The organism is Marinobacter sp. LV10MA510-1 (genome assembly GCF_002563885.1).
GTDB lineage: Bacteria > Pseudomonadota > Gammaproteobacteria > Pseudomonadales > Oleiphilaceae > Marinobacter.
This window is the reverse complement of the sequence record NZ_PDJA01000001.1, coordinates 3,089,693-3,103,034: the sequence shown is the minus strand read 5'-3', so window position 1 is coordinate 3,103,034 and position 13,342 is coordinate 3,089,693. Positions and strand designations below refer to the sequence as shown.

Annotated in this window: 12 protein-coding genes and 1 tRNA gene; 3 read left to right on the top strand and 10 right to left on the bottom strand. The window is 55.4% G+C overall.

Going from position 1 to position 13,342, the window contains the following annotated elements:
- Positions 1 to 14: 14 nt before the first annotated feature.
- The 4 genes from ATI45_RS14870 to ATI45_RS14855 all read right to left on the bottom strand — a co-directional run bounded on the left by ATI45_RS14870 (position 15) and on the right by ATI45_RS14855 (position 3,954).
- Positions 15 to 1,346: a TRAP transporter large permease gene (locus tag ATI45_RS14870; protein ID WP_098420334.1), complete on the bottom strand. Its 1,332-nt coding sequence runs from the start codon at positions 1,344 to 1,346 to the stop codon at positions 15 to 17.
- Positions 1,343 to 1,843, bottom strand: a complete 501-nt coding sequence (locus tag ATI45_RS14865; protein WP_098420332.1) for a TRAP transporter small permease subunit — start codon at positions 1,841 to 1,843, stop codon at positions 1,343 to 1,345. Before ATI45_RS14865 ends, ATI45_RS14870 begins: the two co-directional genes overlap by 4 nt.
- A 67-nt stretch (positions 1,844 to 1,910) precedes the next feature.
- Positions 1,911 to 3,014 (bottom strand): TRAP transporter substrate-binding protein DctP, encoded by a 1,104-nt coding sequence (dctP, locus tag ATI45_RS14860; protein WP_098420330.1) that lies wholly within the window; start codon positions 3,012 to 3,014, stop codon positions 1,911 to 1,913.
- A gap of 547 nt (positions 3,015 to 3,561) precedes the next feature.
- Entirely contained in the window at positions 3,562 to 3,954 is a 393-nt protein-coding gene (locus ATI45_RS14855; RefSeq protein WP_098420328.1) for a RidA family protein, read from the bottom strand.
- Between the two features lie 611 nt (positions 3,955 to 4,565).
- Between ATI45_RS14855 and ATI45_RS22780 the strand changes: the two genes are divergently transcribed.
- From ATI45_RS22780 to ATI45_RS14840, 3 genes are all read left to right on the top strand, one after another.
- Entirely contained in the window at positions 4,566 to 4,742 is a 177-nt protein-coding gene (locus tag ATI45_RS22780) for a gamma-glutamylcyclotransferase (RefSeq protein ID WP_228706053.1), read from the top strand.
- A 76-nt stretch (positions 4,743 to 4,818) separates the two neighbouring features.
- Positions 4,819 to 5,559, top strand: a complete 741-nt coding sequence (locus tag ATI45_RS14845) for a competence/damage-inducible protein A (protein WP_098420327.1) — start codon at positions 4,819 to 4,821, stop codon at positions 5,557 to 5,559.
- A gap of 195 nt (positions 5,560 to 5,754) precedes the next feature.
- Positions 5,755 to 6,594 (top strand): PEP-CTERM sorting domain-containing protein, encoded by an 840-nt coding sequence (locus tag ATI45_RS14840; RefSeq protein ID WP_098420325.1) that lies wholly within the window; start codon positions 5,755 to 5,757, stop codon positions 6,592 to 6,594.
- A gap of 110 nt (positions 6,595 to 6,704) precedes the next feature.
- Here the strand turns inward: ATI45_RS14840 and ATI45_RS14835 are convergent.
- The 6 genes from ATI45_RS14835 to rsmB form a co-directional block, all read right to left on the bottom strand.
- Positions 6,705 to 6,781 (bottom strand) — tRNA-Pro (locus tag ATI45_RS14835).
- Between the two features lie 35 nt (positions 6,782 to 6,816).
- Complete coding sequence (gene gmhB / locus ATI45_RS14830) at positions 6,817 to 7,377, bottom strand: D-glycero-beta-D-manno-heptose 1,7-bisphosphate 7-phosphatase (RefSeq protein WP_098420323.1); 561 nt, start codon at positions 7,375 to 7,377, stop codon at positions 6,817 to 6,819.
- Between the two features lie 23 nt (positions 7,378 to 7,400).
- Positions 7,401 to 9,479, bottom strand: coding sequence for a glycine--tRNA ligase subunit beta (glyS, locus tag ATI45_RS14825; protein ID WP_098421776.1), 2,079 nt, complete (start codon positions 9,477 to 9,479; stop codon positions 7,401 to 7,403).
- 2 nt (positions 9,480 to 9,481) lie between these two features.
- Positions 9,482 to 10,540, bottom strand: a complete 1,059-nt coding sequence (gene glyQ / locus ATI45_RS14820) for a glycine--tRNA ligase subunit alpha (RefSeq protein WP_098420321.1) — start codon at positions 10,538 to 10,540, stop codon at positions 9,482 to 9,484.
- Between the two features lie 114 nt (positions 10,541 to 10,654).
- Positions 10,655 to 12,046 (bottom strand): Trk system potassium transporter TrkA, encoded by a 1,392-nt coding sequence (gene trkA, locus ATI45_RS14815; RefSeq protein WP_098420319.1) that lies wholly within the window; start codon positions 12,044 to 12,046, stop codon positions 10,655 to 10,657.
- The gene (rsmB, locus tag ATI45_RS14810) at positions 12,043 to 13,341 is read right to left on the bottom strand and encodes a 16S rRNA (cytosine(967)-C(5))-methyltransferase RsmB (RefSeq protein WP_098420317.1); all 1,299 of its coding nucleotides are present in this window, start codon (positions 13,339 to 13,341) and stop codon (positions 12,043 to 12,045) included. The genes trkA and rsmB overlap by 4 nt, the downstream gene beginning before the upstream one ends.
- Position 13,342 lies beyond the last annotated feature (1 nt).

Here is a 13,342-nt window from a genome sequence, read left to right as displayed (position 1 = left end):
CCAGGGAAAAGAGATCAACCCAACATGATGGCCGGTAAACCGGTAATCAACCAAGGGAAGATTGCCAGCAGTAGACATGCCAAGACGATCAAGGCTACGAACGGAATTACCGCCTTATACAGATCGACGATTTCCACTCCGGGCGGCGCCACCCCCTTCAAATAGAACAGGGCGTAGCCAAACGGCGGCGTCAGGAACGAGGTTTGCAGTACCACGGCGACCATCACCACGAACCACAACATATCAACCCCCATGGCTTCAACGATAGGCAACATGATCGGGAAGCTGAGCAGCACAATGCCAGTCCAGTCGAGGAACATACCCAGAATAAACACTAAGAACAGCATTAGAATCAATGCCCCTGTAGTGCCGCCGGGCATGGCTAACACCACATCGCTGATCACGCTCATACCGCCACCCCGGGAGAAAACCCCGGTGAACGCCGTGGCCCCTACCAGTACCAGCATGACCATGGTAGTGGTCTTGCTGGCATCGATCAGGGTGTTGTAGCAGGTCTTGAGCTTGCGGTCCCCGAAAATCATGAACAGCAAAAAGGCGATGAATACCCCGATGGCTGAGGCTTCCGTGGCCGTGGCCAAACCGGTGAACAAGGCCCCCAATACCCCAAGAATTAATGCCATAGGCGGAAGAACATACTTGAACAGCATGACGACCAGTTGGCCGGTGCTCGTTTGGGCGCGCTCTTCAGCAGGCACCTTCGGGCCATAATCGGGCTTGAGGTAACAGATGATCAAGACGTAAAGCGCGTACATTACCCCCAATATCAACCCCGGTACCAAGGCACCTGCAAACAGAGCCCCTACCGAGACCGGCGAGTAGCTAGCCATCAGGATCAGCATGATACTGGGCGGAATCAGGATTCCCAGGCAACCGCTGGCCATGATTACCCCGGCACTGAGCTCCTTGTTGTAGCCATACTTGAGCATCGGCACAAGAGCGATCATGCCCATCACCGCTATCGAGGCGCCCACGATGCCGGTGGTTGCAGCCAACAGCACTGAGACTATGACCACCGTCAATGCCAGACCACCACGCAGGTTCGCCAGTAACAGGCGCATGGCATCGAACATTTTCTCGGTGACCCCCGAGTCGTTCAGAAACCGCGCCATCAATACAAATAACGGGATCGCTACCAGCACGTAGTTATCCATGGCATTGCCATAGATGTTGTTGATCAGCGTGCCCATCACATTCAATCCGGGCCCTAAAAGGGCACCGATGACCGCGACGCCACCCAGAACAAACGCCAGAGGGTGGCCCATGAACAGACCCACTATCAATCCCGCGAACATAACCAAGGTGAGCATTTCCGGACTTAAATTCATGTTCGCTCCTCACGCAGTTGCTGAATAGCCCGAATGAAGATCGCGATACCCTGCAGCAGAATCAGTGCTGCCGCAACGAAGATGACGCCTTTAATAGGGTAAACCGGAATTGACACCATGCCATAGGTGGTTTCGCCGCGGCTGAACGAACGCATAAAGAAGTTCCAGCCGAGGCTTGTTAACACCCACATAAAGGGCACGAAGAAGATCAGATAGCCGATAATATCCAATACCGCCTGCTTCTTGCGTGAGAGCAGCCGTTTGATCACGTCGACTTCGACGTGAACATGGTGGCGCAGCCCGTAAGCTGCCATCAGCATGAAATGGGCGCCGAAAAGCATCTTGGTGATGTCGAAAGCCCAGTCGCTGGGGCGATCGGTAAAAAAGCGCAACGCGATATCGTAAAGAACGATTAGCGCGATGATGGCAATCAGTGGCGCAATGATTCGCCCGAAAACATCATTGAGCCTATCGATCGCCTTGGCAATTGCATTCATGGAGAAACTCCGCAATCAATACCAAAAAGCCGCCCCGATGCGAGGCATCGAGACGGCGGTGAATGCCTTAAAGGCAGGCTTCGATTTCTTTCAGAGAGGGCAGATTGTCGATGGTGCGGCTCATGTTGAAGGGTACGGTAAGATCACGCCAGTTAGCGTAATGCTCCATGTAGCTGATCATGGAATGGTAAATCTTGGCGTGCATCTTATCTTCACAGGCCCCGCGAACGATCACTTCATTGGTGATGTCCTGAATGCGTGCCAGGTCTGCCTCGGAGAATTGGTTGATTTCGACACCGGCTTCCTGGAACTTGATGGTGCCTTCGGTGGAGCCGCGCTCGGACCAGGAAAGTGACCAGGCCAGGGTGGCGTCAGCCGCAATCTTCAGCTTCTCTTGGGTTTCTTTGGAAAGTGCGTCCCAGGCATCCTTGTTGATCATGACACCGAATACGCTGGCGGACTGATGCCAGCCAGGCGTGGCCCAGTATTCCGCCACTTCAGCAAAGCCGGCCTCGTAGTCGACGCCTGGCGTGGAAAATTCACCGGCGTCGATCACGCCGCGCTCGATGGCTTGGTAGATTTCACCGCCGGCGAGGGTGACCTGTGAGCCGCCGAGTTCCTCCAGAACGCGTCCTTGGTCACGTCCAGAAAGACGGATGCGCTTGCCGTCGAGGTCCGCTAGACCTTTGATGGGGGTACGACCCATGAAGCCGGACTCGTTATTGGTGATACCGTACGGCAGGTAGACCATGTTGTACTTGCCGTAGACTTCTTGGTACAGCTCGAAACCACCCCATTGTTGAATCCAGTTCAGATAATCCACGCCGTTGAACAGGCTGGTGGTGGTGGCGAGCGGCGAGAAGGCGGGGCTGCGGCCTGCCCAGTAACCGGGCCAATCACCCGAGGCTTCAATGCTGCCGGTTTCGGTGGCATCAAACACTTCGGTGCCAGGCATCAAGGTGCCGCCGGCACGGAAGTTGATTTCCAGCTCGTCACCGGTCAGCTTGTTGGCTAGGTCAACCCAATGGCGATCGATTTCGATCAGCGCCAAGTTGTCCGGCCAAGTGGTGGTCATGGTCCACTTTTCCTGGGCTTGAGCAGTAGCGGCAAGGGATGCAAGGGCGATACCGGTAGCTAGACCGGCGATGGCAAATTGAATTTTTTTGTTCATGTCATATTCCCTAGTACTTGGCTTTTGAAATTGTTGTTTTTGATTGTCAGGAAATCGAGTCTCGCAGTTGACGTAAACTTCAAAAAAAGGTTTTTATAATCATCTTTCTGCCTCGTCATGCTCACCGTTAATGAAGTTTTAATGAGAGGATTTAACTGTTAGTAAAGACTTTTTTTGCTTGGTTTGGAGTAAATCATCTGCACAGCCTCACTTTTGTTGGTATTCGCAGCAATTAGCTACGCTTTGGCATTGTTGCAAATCTAAAAATCCACTTATATTAATATGAATTGTGCCTATATAAGCGAATTATGATTGTTGACCAAGCATGCCAGCATGTCAATTAAAGCGATCCCTTCCAAAGCTGCAGTCGCCGAGGACTGACGTGACCTTACGGTGACCGAGGCTGAGAGGCTGAGAGGTGGACGAGGATACTGAGAGCAGCATGGCTCTCGCCGCGTTACAGTCACACCTCTTTTTGCCACCGGTAATTTGAAACGCTAGAAATCCGACATACTGAGCTCTAGATCAGGCCGTGAATTAAAATTTGTTATCGACGGGCGATTACATCTATCTCGACCAGTGAGTCCACCGCTAGTGCCGTAACACCGATACAGGTCCGGGAAGGTAATTTCTCTTTCGGAAAATACGATGTGTAAACATCGTTCATAGGATAAAAATCGCGTTTAAATTCGGTCAGAAAAATCCGCACTGAAGCCACGTCCGGAAAGCCCAGACTCATGCCCTCAAGTACCAGTATAAGGTTATCCATGACGCGGCGTGTCTGCGCCTCGATGCCTTCAGGAAGCGCGGCGTCTGCATCATTAGGGTCAGTTGGCATCTGCCCGGTCAAAAACACCCATCCGTCTACTTCGGTGGCGTGACAAAACGGTCCGACGGGCGTTGGTGCCTTCTTAACCATATGAAATATGGGTGCAGTCATTTTATTTTTATCTCGCAATAGTGGGGCTGTGTTCCCAGCCAGAAACGAAAAAGGGTCTACCGGAAGGTATGCTTTAAATCGTTGAATTCTGATCGACGTGGCAGAATTTCAACCTGCGACCTCTTCGTCTTGAATAAATTATTGTAGTGTTTGATTTCGGTTCATTCAAGGTAGCTTTTTTCCATTTTATTCTGTTACATATATGTTTTTAAAGATTTTTAATAGAATATTTGTGTGTGGATTGAGTTCCGATGGATGCAACGCGCTTCATGGGTGCCCAACAGGTAACGGGGCCATCATCTGTCCCCGATCAGTACCTAAGGTTCCGTGTAGAATAGCTATAAAAGAGCTGAGAAATGGCTGACGGCTGCCAGATCGTCTTAAGACCGGTTTTCGACCCATTCAAAGCTTACCTGGTTGTTGGTGAGGGGACGGCACTGGCCGCATCAGAATAAAGGACACACCACCCATGTCTTTTGATACCACCGAACATAACCGCCGGCGCTACTGCTTTGATGGGGTAAGGTCCGTATGGCTTACCGGGTCTCGCCTGACGTTTTTGCGCACCTGGACGTGCGGGAGAAAATAGCTATCTACGATTTGTCACTCCGATGATTTTTGCTGATGACACCCGCAAAGATGGCCTGGTGGATATCGCCAGGCAGATCGCTGCCTCTGAAGGCCCGAGCGGTCGTAATCGCGATTATCTGCTGAACCTGGCCACCGCGTTGCGAGCACTGGGTGACGATGACCCCCATGTGTTCGCACTTGAAAGCTACTTGCGCTGAATCGCTCCCCGTTCCCACCAGCCATAGAGTTTCGGGTTGACCCAACGGTTTAAGGCATCGCCCTATAGGAGTCATGATGAACAGCACACCTATACCCCGTTTTGGTCTTATTCTCATCGGTGACGAGTTGTTGAACGGCCGCAAGCAGGACGCCCACCTGGCCGCCATGATTACGCGGTTTGAAGAGCGTGGACTGGAGGTGTCGTGGGTGCGCACGATCGCGGATGAGGGTGAGTTGATCATCCAGACCCTGGCGCAAACCTTTGCCAGCCCGGACGTGGTGTTCAGCTTCGGCGGCATTGGTGCGACTCCGGACGACTTGACCCGCCAGTGCGCGGCCGCGGCCCTGGGGTTAGGCCTTGCCCTGCATCGCGAAGCCGAGGCGGAAATCCGGTCACGGCTGGGTTCACGATTGAATCCGCTGCATCTGCGCATGGGGGAGTTTCCGGTCGGCAGCCGAATCATTCCTAATCCGATCAACGGCATTCCCGGTTTCGCCATTCATCGCCATCATTTTGTGCCCGGCTTTCCCAGAATGGCCTGGCCGATGGTGGAGTGGGTGCTGGATCATGATTACGTCGACTATCAAGCGGTCAATCGCACCGTGAGCCAGACCCTGGTGCTGACCGATACGTCGGAAGGGCCGCTGATTCCATTGATGGAGTTGCTGCTGGCGGAGTATCCGGATTTACGCCTGGCCTGCCTGCCCCATGCGGACGGTCGACGCGAGGTGGAGCTGAGCCTGAAGGGCGACCCGGCACAAGTAGTCGCAGGGATGAGCCGTTTGCGAGAGTTATTGCAGGATCTTGAAGGCTGATGCTGGCGTTTAAGGGGCAACAGACATTCCTTACTGGGGTGCTGAGTGTCAGAAATATTTACATATTTATTATTGATCGCCAATCGATGGGTGTAAGCAACTGAAAATAAAAAGGATTAATATGCGGCGCAATATTTGCATTATTTATATTCAGTCCCGGCGGTTTATGGGTACAAAATAAATTGGAGAGTGAATATGATAAGCAATAAAAAGAAAGCAGATATCGTCCTCGCAACGACCTTCATACTCGCAATGCCTGCAGCTGCGTTGGCGGCACCTATATCGGACCTCGACAACCAACCCTGGCAAACAAGCCTGACTGCTGCAGATGGAACAGCGGAAATTGTTGATCTGACCGGGTTCGGCGGTAACCTTGAAAACAATGCGCCATTGCAAACGGGGGCGGTAAAGCTTCAGACCGGGTCGACAACTGGTTCACGTGCTGAAATTCAGCTTCGTCCTATTGGCGGTTTTGGGACTGTCAATGACCTTTTTGATACGAACCTCTCGTTTAGTTATTCGATGTACAAGGGTAGCACCGGTGCTGCAGAACCAGCTCCTTCGTTCAAAATGCAGTTCTACAATTCTTCCCCAACTTTAAATCAAGGTGGATATACTCAGCTGATTTTTGAACCTTACTGGAACCAGCTTGGTGCTGAAGGTTCAAGCTCTGCGGTACCGGCTGGTGACTGGACTGACTATACCGTCAATTTTACTAGCGGACTGCTGTGGAGCACCGGTGGTTTTGGTGCGAGCAATAGTGCAGGCGGGCCGCCATTACGTTCCCTAGAGGATTGGCTGTCTACGCTAAATGCCGACTTCGGTGACGCTAATTTATTCGGTATCAGTTTGGGCATGGGCACGAATACCCCCAACCAGATTGGTTACGTCGATAATGTCAGTATCAACGCCGGGAATTACTCGAAGACATTTGATTTCGAGGCCGCGGTCGAAGTACCAGCGCCAGCATCACTGCCATTGCTCTTGATTGGGTTGCTTGGGATGGCCGCAAAGAGGTTTCGTCGCCATTCGTAAATGAGCGACACGAACCGAATCCTCACTTAGAGTTCTCAGCACTGGGTTTAAATACCCAGCTAGAAACGAAAAAGGGCCCACCCGAAGATGTGCCCTAAGTCATTGAGATCTGGTCGGCGTGGCAGGATTCGAACCTGCGACCCCTTCGTCCCGAACGAAGTGCGCTACCAAGCTGCGCCACACGCCGATCAACGGCCAGTATTATACGGATATGCCGTTATTTTACCAGCCTTTGCCGGATAAAAATGCATCGGTAAAGCTGCGCAGATCGTTATAAACGAACACTTGGGCAGGTTCTGTCAGTGGCCGGGTTTGCAGCTCCTGTTCGGTGTCCAGGCCGTTGCCGGTGCGCACCAAAATCGGCTGGCAGCCTTTTCTGGCGCCGGCTTCCAGGTCTTTTCGGCTATCGCCAACCATCACGCTACCTGCCAGTGTTTTCAAATTGAAATGTCGTTGGATTTGCTGCAGCAGACCCGGCTCGGGCTTGCGACACGCACAGTGTTCATCGGGGTGGTGGGGACAGTAGGCAATGAAGTCGATGTGGCCGCCGGCAATCCTTAACAGGCGGCCGAGCTTTCGGTGCATGGCGTCTAGCGTATCGCGGTCGTAGTAGCCACGGGCAATACCGGACTGGTTGGTGGCAATGGCAATCCGGTGCCCCGCACTGCACAGGCGGGCAATGGCTTTGATGCTGCCCGGAATGGGGTGCCAGTCGCCCGGCGAGCAGATATACCCGCCTTCGTACTGGTTGATCACCCCGTCCCGGTCCAGAATGATGAGCACAGTGCTATTTCACCTCTATCCTGTTAGCTCGCGCTGGGTAGCAGGGAGATATCGGCTACCCGCAGGAACAGATTGCGCAGTCGGTTCAGCAGTGCCAAACGATTATTACGCACGGCTTCGTCGTTTGCCATCACCATCACTTCGTCGAAGAAGCGGTCCACCGGTTGATGCAAATCGGCTAGCGAATGCAGAGCAGCGGTGTAGTCACCCTTTTCGAACAGTGGCAGCACGGTGTCGGTCTGATGGTTAACCTGTTCGGCCAGAGCGAGTTCGGCGGCGTCTTGTAGCAGGCTGGCATCGACTGTGTCGTGCACGGTGCTATCGCTCTGCTTGGCCAGAATGTTGGACACCCGTTTGTTAGCAGCGGCCAGCGCTCCGGCCTCAGGCCGTTGGCGGAAGGCTTCAACCGCTTTTATCCGGCGGTCGAAATCCAGTGGTCGGGTGGGCCGGCGAGCATGAACGGCCAGATACACTTCGGCGCTAATGCCTTGCTCATCATAATAGGCGCGGAAGCGTTCCAGCATATAATCCACCACGCTGGTGGCGGGGTTTTCGGCAGGCAAGTCAGTGAACTGTTGCGCCGCCCAGTCGCAGCAGGTTTGCAGGTCCAAAGGCAACTGACGCTCGATGATGATGCGTAGCACGCCCAAAGCAGCACGGCGCAGGGCGAACGGGTCACGGGTGCCAGACGGTGGCTGGTTGATACCAAACAGGCCGACCAGGGAGTCCAGCCGGTCGGCAATGGCCAGGGCGCAGCCGGTCAGGGTGGTGGGCAGGTTGTCTTTGGCAAAGCGCGGCATGTACTGTTCGTTTAAAGCGCTGGCCACGTCGGCGTGTTCACCGTCGTTGGTGGCGTAGTACTGGCCCATGATGCCTTGCAGATCGGTAAACTCCAGCACCATTTCGGTGACCAGATCGGTTTTTGCCAGCATGGCGGCGCGTTCGGCCAGTGCCGGGTCGTTGCCAATGGCTTGGGCAATCTTGCCGGCCAGAGCGGCGACGCGCACAGACTTGTCGTAAACGCTGCCCAGTTTATCCTGAAATACGATGGGCTTGAGCCGATCAATGCGCTGGTCCAGGCGCTTTTTGCGGTCGGTTTCGTAAAAGAACGCCGCGTCTGACAAGCGCGGGCGAATCACTTTTTCGTTACCGGCAATCACCTGTGACGGGTCTTTGCTTTCCAGGTTGGCGACGGTAATGAAGAATGGCTGCATCTGGCCGTTGTCATCCACCAGATGGAAGTACTTCTGGTGTTCTTTCATGGACGAAATAAGTGCTTCAGCAGGCACTTTCAGGAAGCGCTCTTCAAAACGCCCCATCAGCGGCACCGGCCATTCGTTCAGGCCGGTCACTTCATCCAGCAGGGCTTCATCAATCACTGCAACGCAGTTCTGTTGCTGGGCCAGGGCGTTCACGCCCTTGCGAATCTGTTCGCGGCGCTGGGCAAAATCAGCCAGCACGTAACCTTCTTGGCGCAGCACCACTTCGTAGTCGGCCGGGGTGGGGATAATCAGCGATTTCGGGCAGTGAAAACGGTGGCCGCGGGTTTTGTTGCCGGCCTTAAGGCCCATAATCGGGTGATCAAGCACCGTGCTGCCGTACAACATGATCAGCCAGTGTACCGGGCGCACAAATTCGGTTCGGTGGGCACCCCAGCGCATGCGCTTGGGGATCGGCAGGGCAGCCAGTGACTGTTCAATCAATTCTGGCATAAGCTCTGCGGTGGTACGGCCCTGCTCTACGGTGCGGAACACCAGCCAGGCGCCTTTGTCGGTTTCCAGGGTGTCGAGCTCGTCAGGGGTAACCCCCAGCGAGGTGGCAAAACCGGTCAGTGCGCGGGTCGGGTTGCCGGCGTCGTCAAACGCGGCTTTTACAGCTGGGCCGCGCTTTTCCACCGGCTTGTCGGGTTGGGCGTGGGCCAGGTCGCGAATGCGCAGGGCCAGGCGCCGTGGTGCGGCAAAAGGTTCTACCGCGCCAAATGCAATGCCAGCGGCTTGCAGGCCACTGACAATACCTTGAGTGAACGCGTCAGACAGCGGCTTCAAGGCTTTTGGCGGCAGTTCTTCGGTGCCCAGTTCAACGAGAAAATCTTGTGTTGCCATCATCATGCCTTACCTTTTTCCTGCTGTGCCTGCTTTGCGTTTTTTGCCTTCTTGCCTTTGCCGTCGGCTTTGCTGTCTACTTTGCCTTCTATCTTGTTTGTAGCTTTCGCTTCGGCCGCAGCCAATACTTCCGCGCGAATGCTGTCGCTGGCCAGCGGGAAGCCGATCTTGCGGCGGCTGTCGAAGTATGACTGCGCCACGGCCCGCGCCAAGGTGCGTACCCGCAGAATGTAACGCTGACGCTCGGTTACGGAAATAGCGTGGCGGGCGTCCAGCAGATTAAAGGTGTGGGAGGCTTTCAGTACTTGCTCGTAAGCAGGCAGCGGTAAGCCGGCTTCAATCAGTTTGGCACTTTCGCGCTCGTGCACGTCAAAGCTGTGGAACAGGAATTCGGTGTCGGCGTATTCGAAGTTGTAGGTGGACATTTCCACCTCTTGCTGGAGGAACACGTCGCCGTAGGTCACAACGCCGTTGGGGCCTTCGGTCCACACCAGGTCGTACACGCTGTCTACGCCTTGCAGGTACATGGCAATGCGCTCAAGGCCGTAGGTCAGCTCGCCGGTGACCGGGTAGCATTCCAGACCACCAACCTGCTGAAAGTAGGTAAACTGGGTGACTTCCATCCCGTTCAGCCAGATTTCCCAGCCCAGACCCCAGGCGCCCAGGGTGGGCGATTCCCAGTTGTCTTCCACAAAACGGATGTCGTGAACCAGCGGGTCCAGCCCCAGTGCTCTCAGGGAATCCAGATAGAGTTCCTGCAGGTTGTCTGGCGACGGTTTCAACACCACTTGAAACTGATAATAGTGCTGCAGACGGTTGGGGTTTTCGCCGTAGCGGCCATCGGTAGGTCGGCGGCTAGGTTGCACATAGGCGGCGTTCCAGCTTTCCGGGCCTATGGCGCGCAAGAAAGTGGCGGGGTGGAATGTGCCAGCGCCCACTTCCATATCCAGCGGCTGCAGAACAACGCAGCCGTGCTTTGCCCAGAATGTTTGTAGCTCCAGGATCAGCCCTTGAAAGGTCTTGATGTGTGGCCTAGGGGTGTTCGTTGCCTTGTCTGTCACGACGATTGCCTGCTATTCAGTCTGTGTGTGGTGCCCCGGCGCCCTGTTCTGCTGCTGGGCACGCTGAAAACGAAGGCATTATACGCTGGTCACGCCAGCATTTCTAAAACCAGATCAGAAAAAAGTCAGTCCCACCTGGAACAGTTTTTCCACTTCCTTAACCCGAGATTTATCCACCAGGAACAGGATAACGTGGTCGTCTGGTTGCACTCGCAGGTGGTCGTGGGCGATCAGCACCTCGTTGTGGCGCACAATCGCTCCGATCGTGGTGCCCTGGGGCAGGTTGATTTCGTCCAGCCGGCGGCCCACCACTTTAGAAGAGCGGTGATCGCCGTGGGCGATGGCTTCAATGGCTTCGGCAGCGCCGCGCCGCAAGGAATGCACGTTCACCACGTCGCCGCGGCGAACGTGTGTCAACAGGCTGCCAATGGTGGTTTGCTGAGGCGATATGGCAACGTCTATTTCGCCGCCCTGAATCAGATCCACATAATCCGGGTTGTTGATCAGGGTGAGTACCTTGCGCGCGCCTAGGCGTTTGGCCAGCAGGGAAGCCATGATGTTGGCTTCGTCGTCGTTGGTCACGGCGCAGAACACGTCGGTGTTCTCGATGTTTTCTTCCAGCAGTATGTCTTTGTCGGCGGCGTTGCCTTCCAGCACCACGGTTTTACGCAGATTTTCCGACAGCATGATGCAGCGTTCGTGGTCGCGTTCCAGCAGTTTCACCTGGTAGCGGCCTTCCAGAGTTTGCGCCAGGCGCTGGCCGATGTTGCCACCACCGCAGATGAAAATGCGCTTATAGGGTTTTTCCAGGGGTTGCAGTTCGCTCATTACCGAACGGATGTGGTTGGTGTCGGCTATAAAAAACACCTCGTCGCCGTCTTCAATCACCGTGTCGCCTTTGGGCATGATGGCGCGGTTTTTACGGAAGATCGCGGCCACCCGGGTCTCAATGCGCGGCATGTGGGTGCGCAGATACCCCAGCTCCTGGCCTACCAGTGGCCCACCCTGAATAGCGCGAATAGCCACCAGCCCGGCACGACCTTTGGAGAATTCCAGCACCTGCAGGGCGCCGGGGTTTTCGATTAGCCGGGTAATGTGGTGGGTAACCAGCTGTTCCGGGCTGATCAATACGTCGATCGGAAAGCCTTTGGTGTTTTCGCTGTCGCTGCTGGAAAACAGCGCCTGCTGGCCTAGATAAGAGGCGGCGCGTACGCGGCAGATCTTTTTTGGGGTTTTGAACAGAATGCTGGCAATCTGGCACGCCACCATGTTGGTTTCATCGCTGTTGGTGACCGCAATCAGCATGTCAGCGTCTTCAGCGTTGGCCTGTTTCAGCACCGACGGATACGATGCTTTACCCTGCACTGTGCGTATGTCGAGCCGGTCCTGCAGTTCCCGCAGGCGCGCGCCATTGCTGTCAATTATGGTGATGTCGTTGGCTTCGTTGGCAAGGTTCTCTGCCAGTGAAGCACCGACTTGTCCGGCTCCGAGAATCAGAATGTTCATAGCGCAGGTTTCTCCAGAACGGCGTAAAAAAAGCCATCGTGCCCGTCGTTCAACGGCAGTAGTTGGCGCCCAGCGGGCATGAAGCGGCCCCACAGAGCTTCAGTGGCAATCAGTTCAGCGTCGGCCTGCTGTTTGCAGAAGCGCTGCACAATGCGGTGATTTTCCTGTGGGAACACCGAACAGGTGGCGTATACAAGGCGTCCGCCTGGTTGCAGTATGCGCCACATGGCAGCCAACAGGCCCAGCTGGATTTGCGCCAGAGGTACTACGTCGGATTCCCGCCGCAGCAATTTTATGTCTGGGTGGCGGCGAATCACGCCGCTGGCGCTGCAGGGTACGTCCAGCAATATGCGGTCAAACGCCTGGCCGTCCCACCATTGATCAATATCGGCCGCGTCGGCTTGCAGCAGGCTGGCGTGCAGATCCAGTCGGTCGAGATTTTCCTGCACTCGCGGCAAGCGCTGGGCGGACTCGTCAATAGCGACGACTTCCGCTGCCTGGGGGCAGCTTTCCAGTATGGCGCAGGTTTTGCCGCCGGGGGCGGCGCAGGCGTCCAGAATGCGCTGGCCCGGGGCCAGGTCTAGCAGAGTCGTGCACAGCTGGGCGGCTTCGTCTTGCACGCTGACGGCGCCTTCGGCAAACCACGGCAGTGCATCCACCGGTACCGGCCGTGCCAATTGAATGCCGTGTGGTGCAAAGCGCGTGGCGCTGGCGTCAATGCCGGCGTCTAGCAGCAGTTGCAGATATTCGTCGCGGCTGAAACGCAGCGCATTTACCCGCAGGGTCATTGGGGCTTGGGTGTTGTTGGCGTCAACAATGGCCTGCCAGTCATCGGGCCAGTTGTGGCGCAGTTTTTTGATCATCCAGCCAGGATGGCTGTAACGGCTTGTGTCTTTGGCCGTCGCCGGGGCACCTTCACGTTCGGCGCTGCGCAGTACGCCGTTTACCAGGCCGGTCAGGTGGGGTTTGTCCATGGCGCGGCAGGCTTCTACGGTTTCGTTCAGCACCGCGTAAGTGGCCTGCTGGCTGAAACGAAGCTGGAACAGCGCTACCAGCATCAGGTGGTGCACTACCCGGTCGTGATGTTTTAAGGGCTTTTTCATGCGTCCCTGAAGTTCGTCATCAAGCCGGTGAAACCAGCGGCAGGTGCCGTAGCACAAAGCCTGCAGCTGTGGCCGCAGATTCAGCGGCAGGCGCAGTAGCGAAGGCGGTAAGCACTGCGACAGCGACTGGCCCTGCTCTACCGACAGCAGAACCTCGGCAGCAATGACGCGTAACGGGGCATGTGATTGCATG

What these genes read in the sequence shown, in the direction of transcription:
- ATI45_RS14840 (WP_098420325.1), top strand. Translation starts at nt 5,755, where the DNA reads ATGATAAGCAATAAAAAGAAAGCAGATATCGTCCTCGCAACGACCTTC.
- ATI45_RS14865 (WP_098420332.1), bottom strand. Translation starts at nt 1,843, where the DNA reads ATGAATGCAATTGCCAAGGCGATCGATAGGCTCAATGATGTTTTCGGG.
- rsmB (WP_098420317.1), bottom strand. Translation starts at nt 13,341, where the DNA reads ATGCAATCACATGCCCCGTTACGCGTCATTGCTGCCGAGGTTCTGCTG.
- ATI45_RS14870 (WP_098420334.1), bottom strand. Translation starts at nt 1,346, where the DNA reads ATGAATTTAAGTCCGGAAATGCTCACCTTGGTTATGTTCGCGGGATTG.
- ATI45_RS14845 (WP_098420327.1), top strand. Translation starts at nt 4,819, where the DNA reads ATGAACAGCACACCTATACCCCGTTTTGGTCTTATTCTCATCGGTGAC.
- dctP (WP_098420330.1), bottom strand. Translation starts at nt 3,014, where the DNA reads ATGAACAAAAAAATTCAATTTGCCATCGCCGGTCTAGCTACCGGTATC.
- glyS (WP_098421776.1), bottom strand. Translation starts at nt 9,479, where the DNA reads ATGGCAACACAAGATTTTCTCGTTGAACTGGGCACCGAAGAACTGCCG.
- ATI45_RS22780 (WP_228706053.1), top strand. Translation starts at nt 4,566, where the DNA reads ATGATTTTTGCTGATGACACCCGCAAAGATGGCCTGGTGGATATCGCC.
- trkA (WP_098420319.1), bottom strand. Translation starts at nt 12,046, where the DNA reads ATGAACATTCTGATTCTCGGAGCCGGACAAGTCGGTGCTTCACTGGCA.
- ATI45_RS14855 (WP_098420328.1), bottom strand. Translation starts at nt 3,954, where the DNA reads ATGACTGCACCCATATTTCATATGGTTAAGAAGGCACCAACGCCCGTC.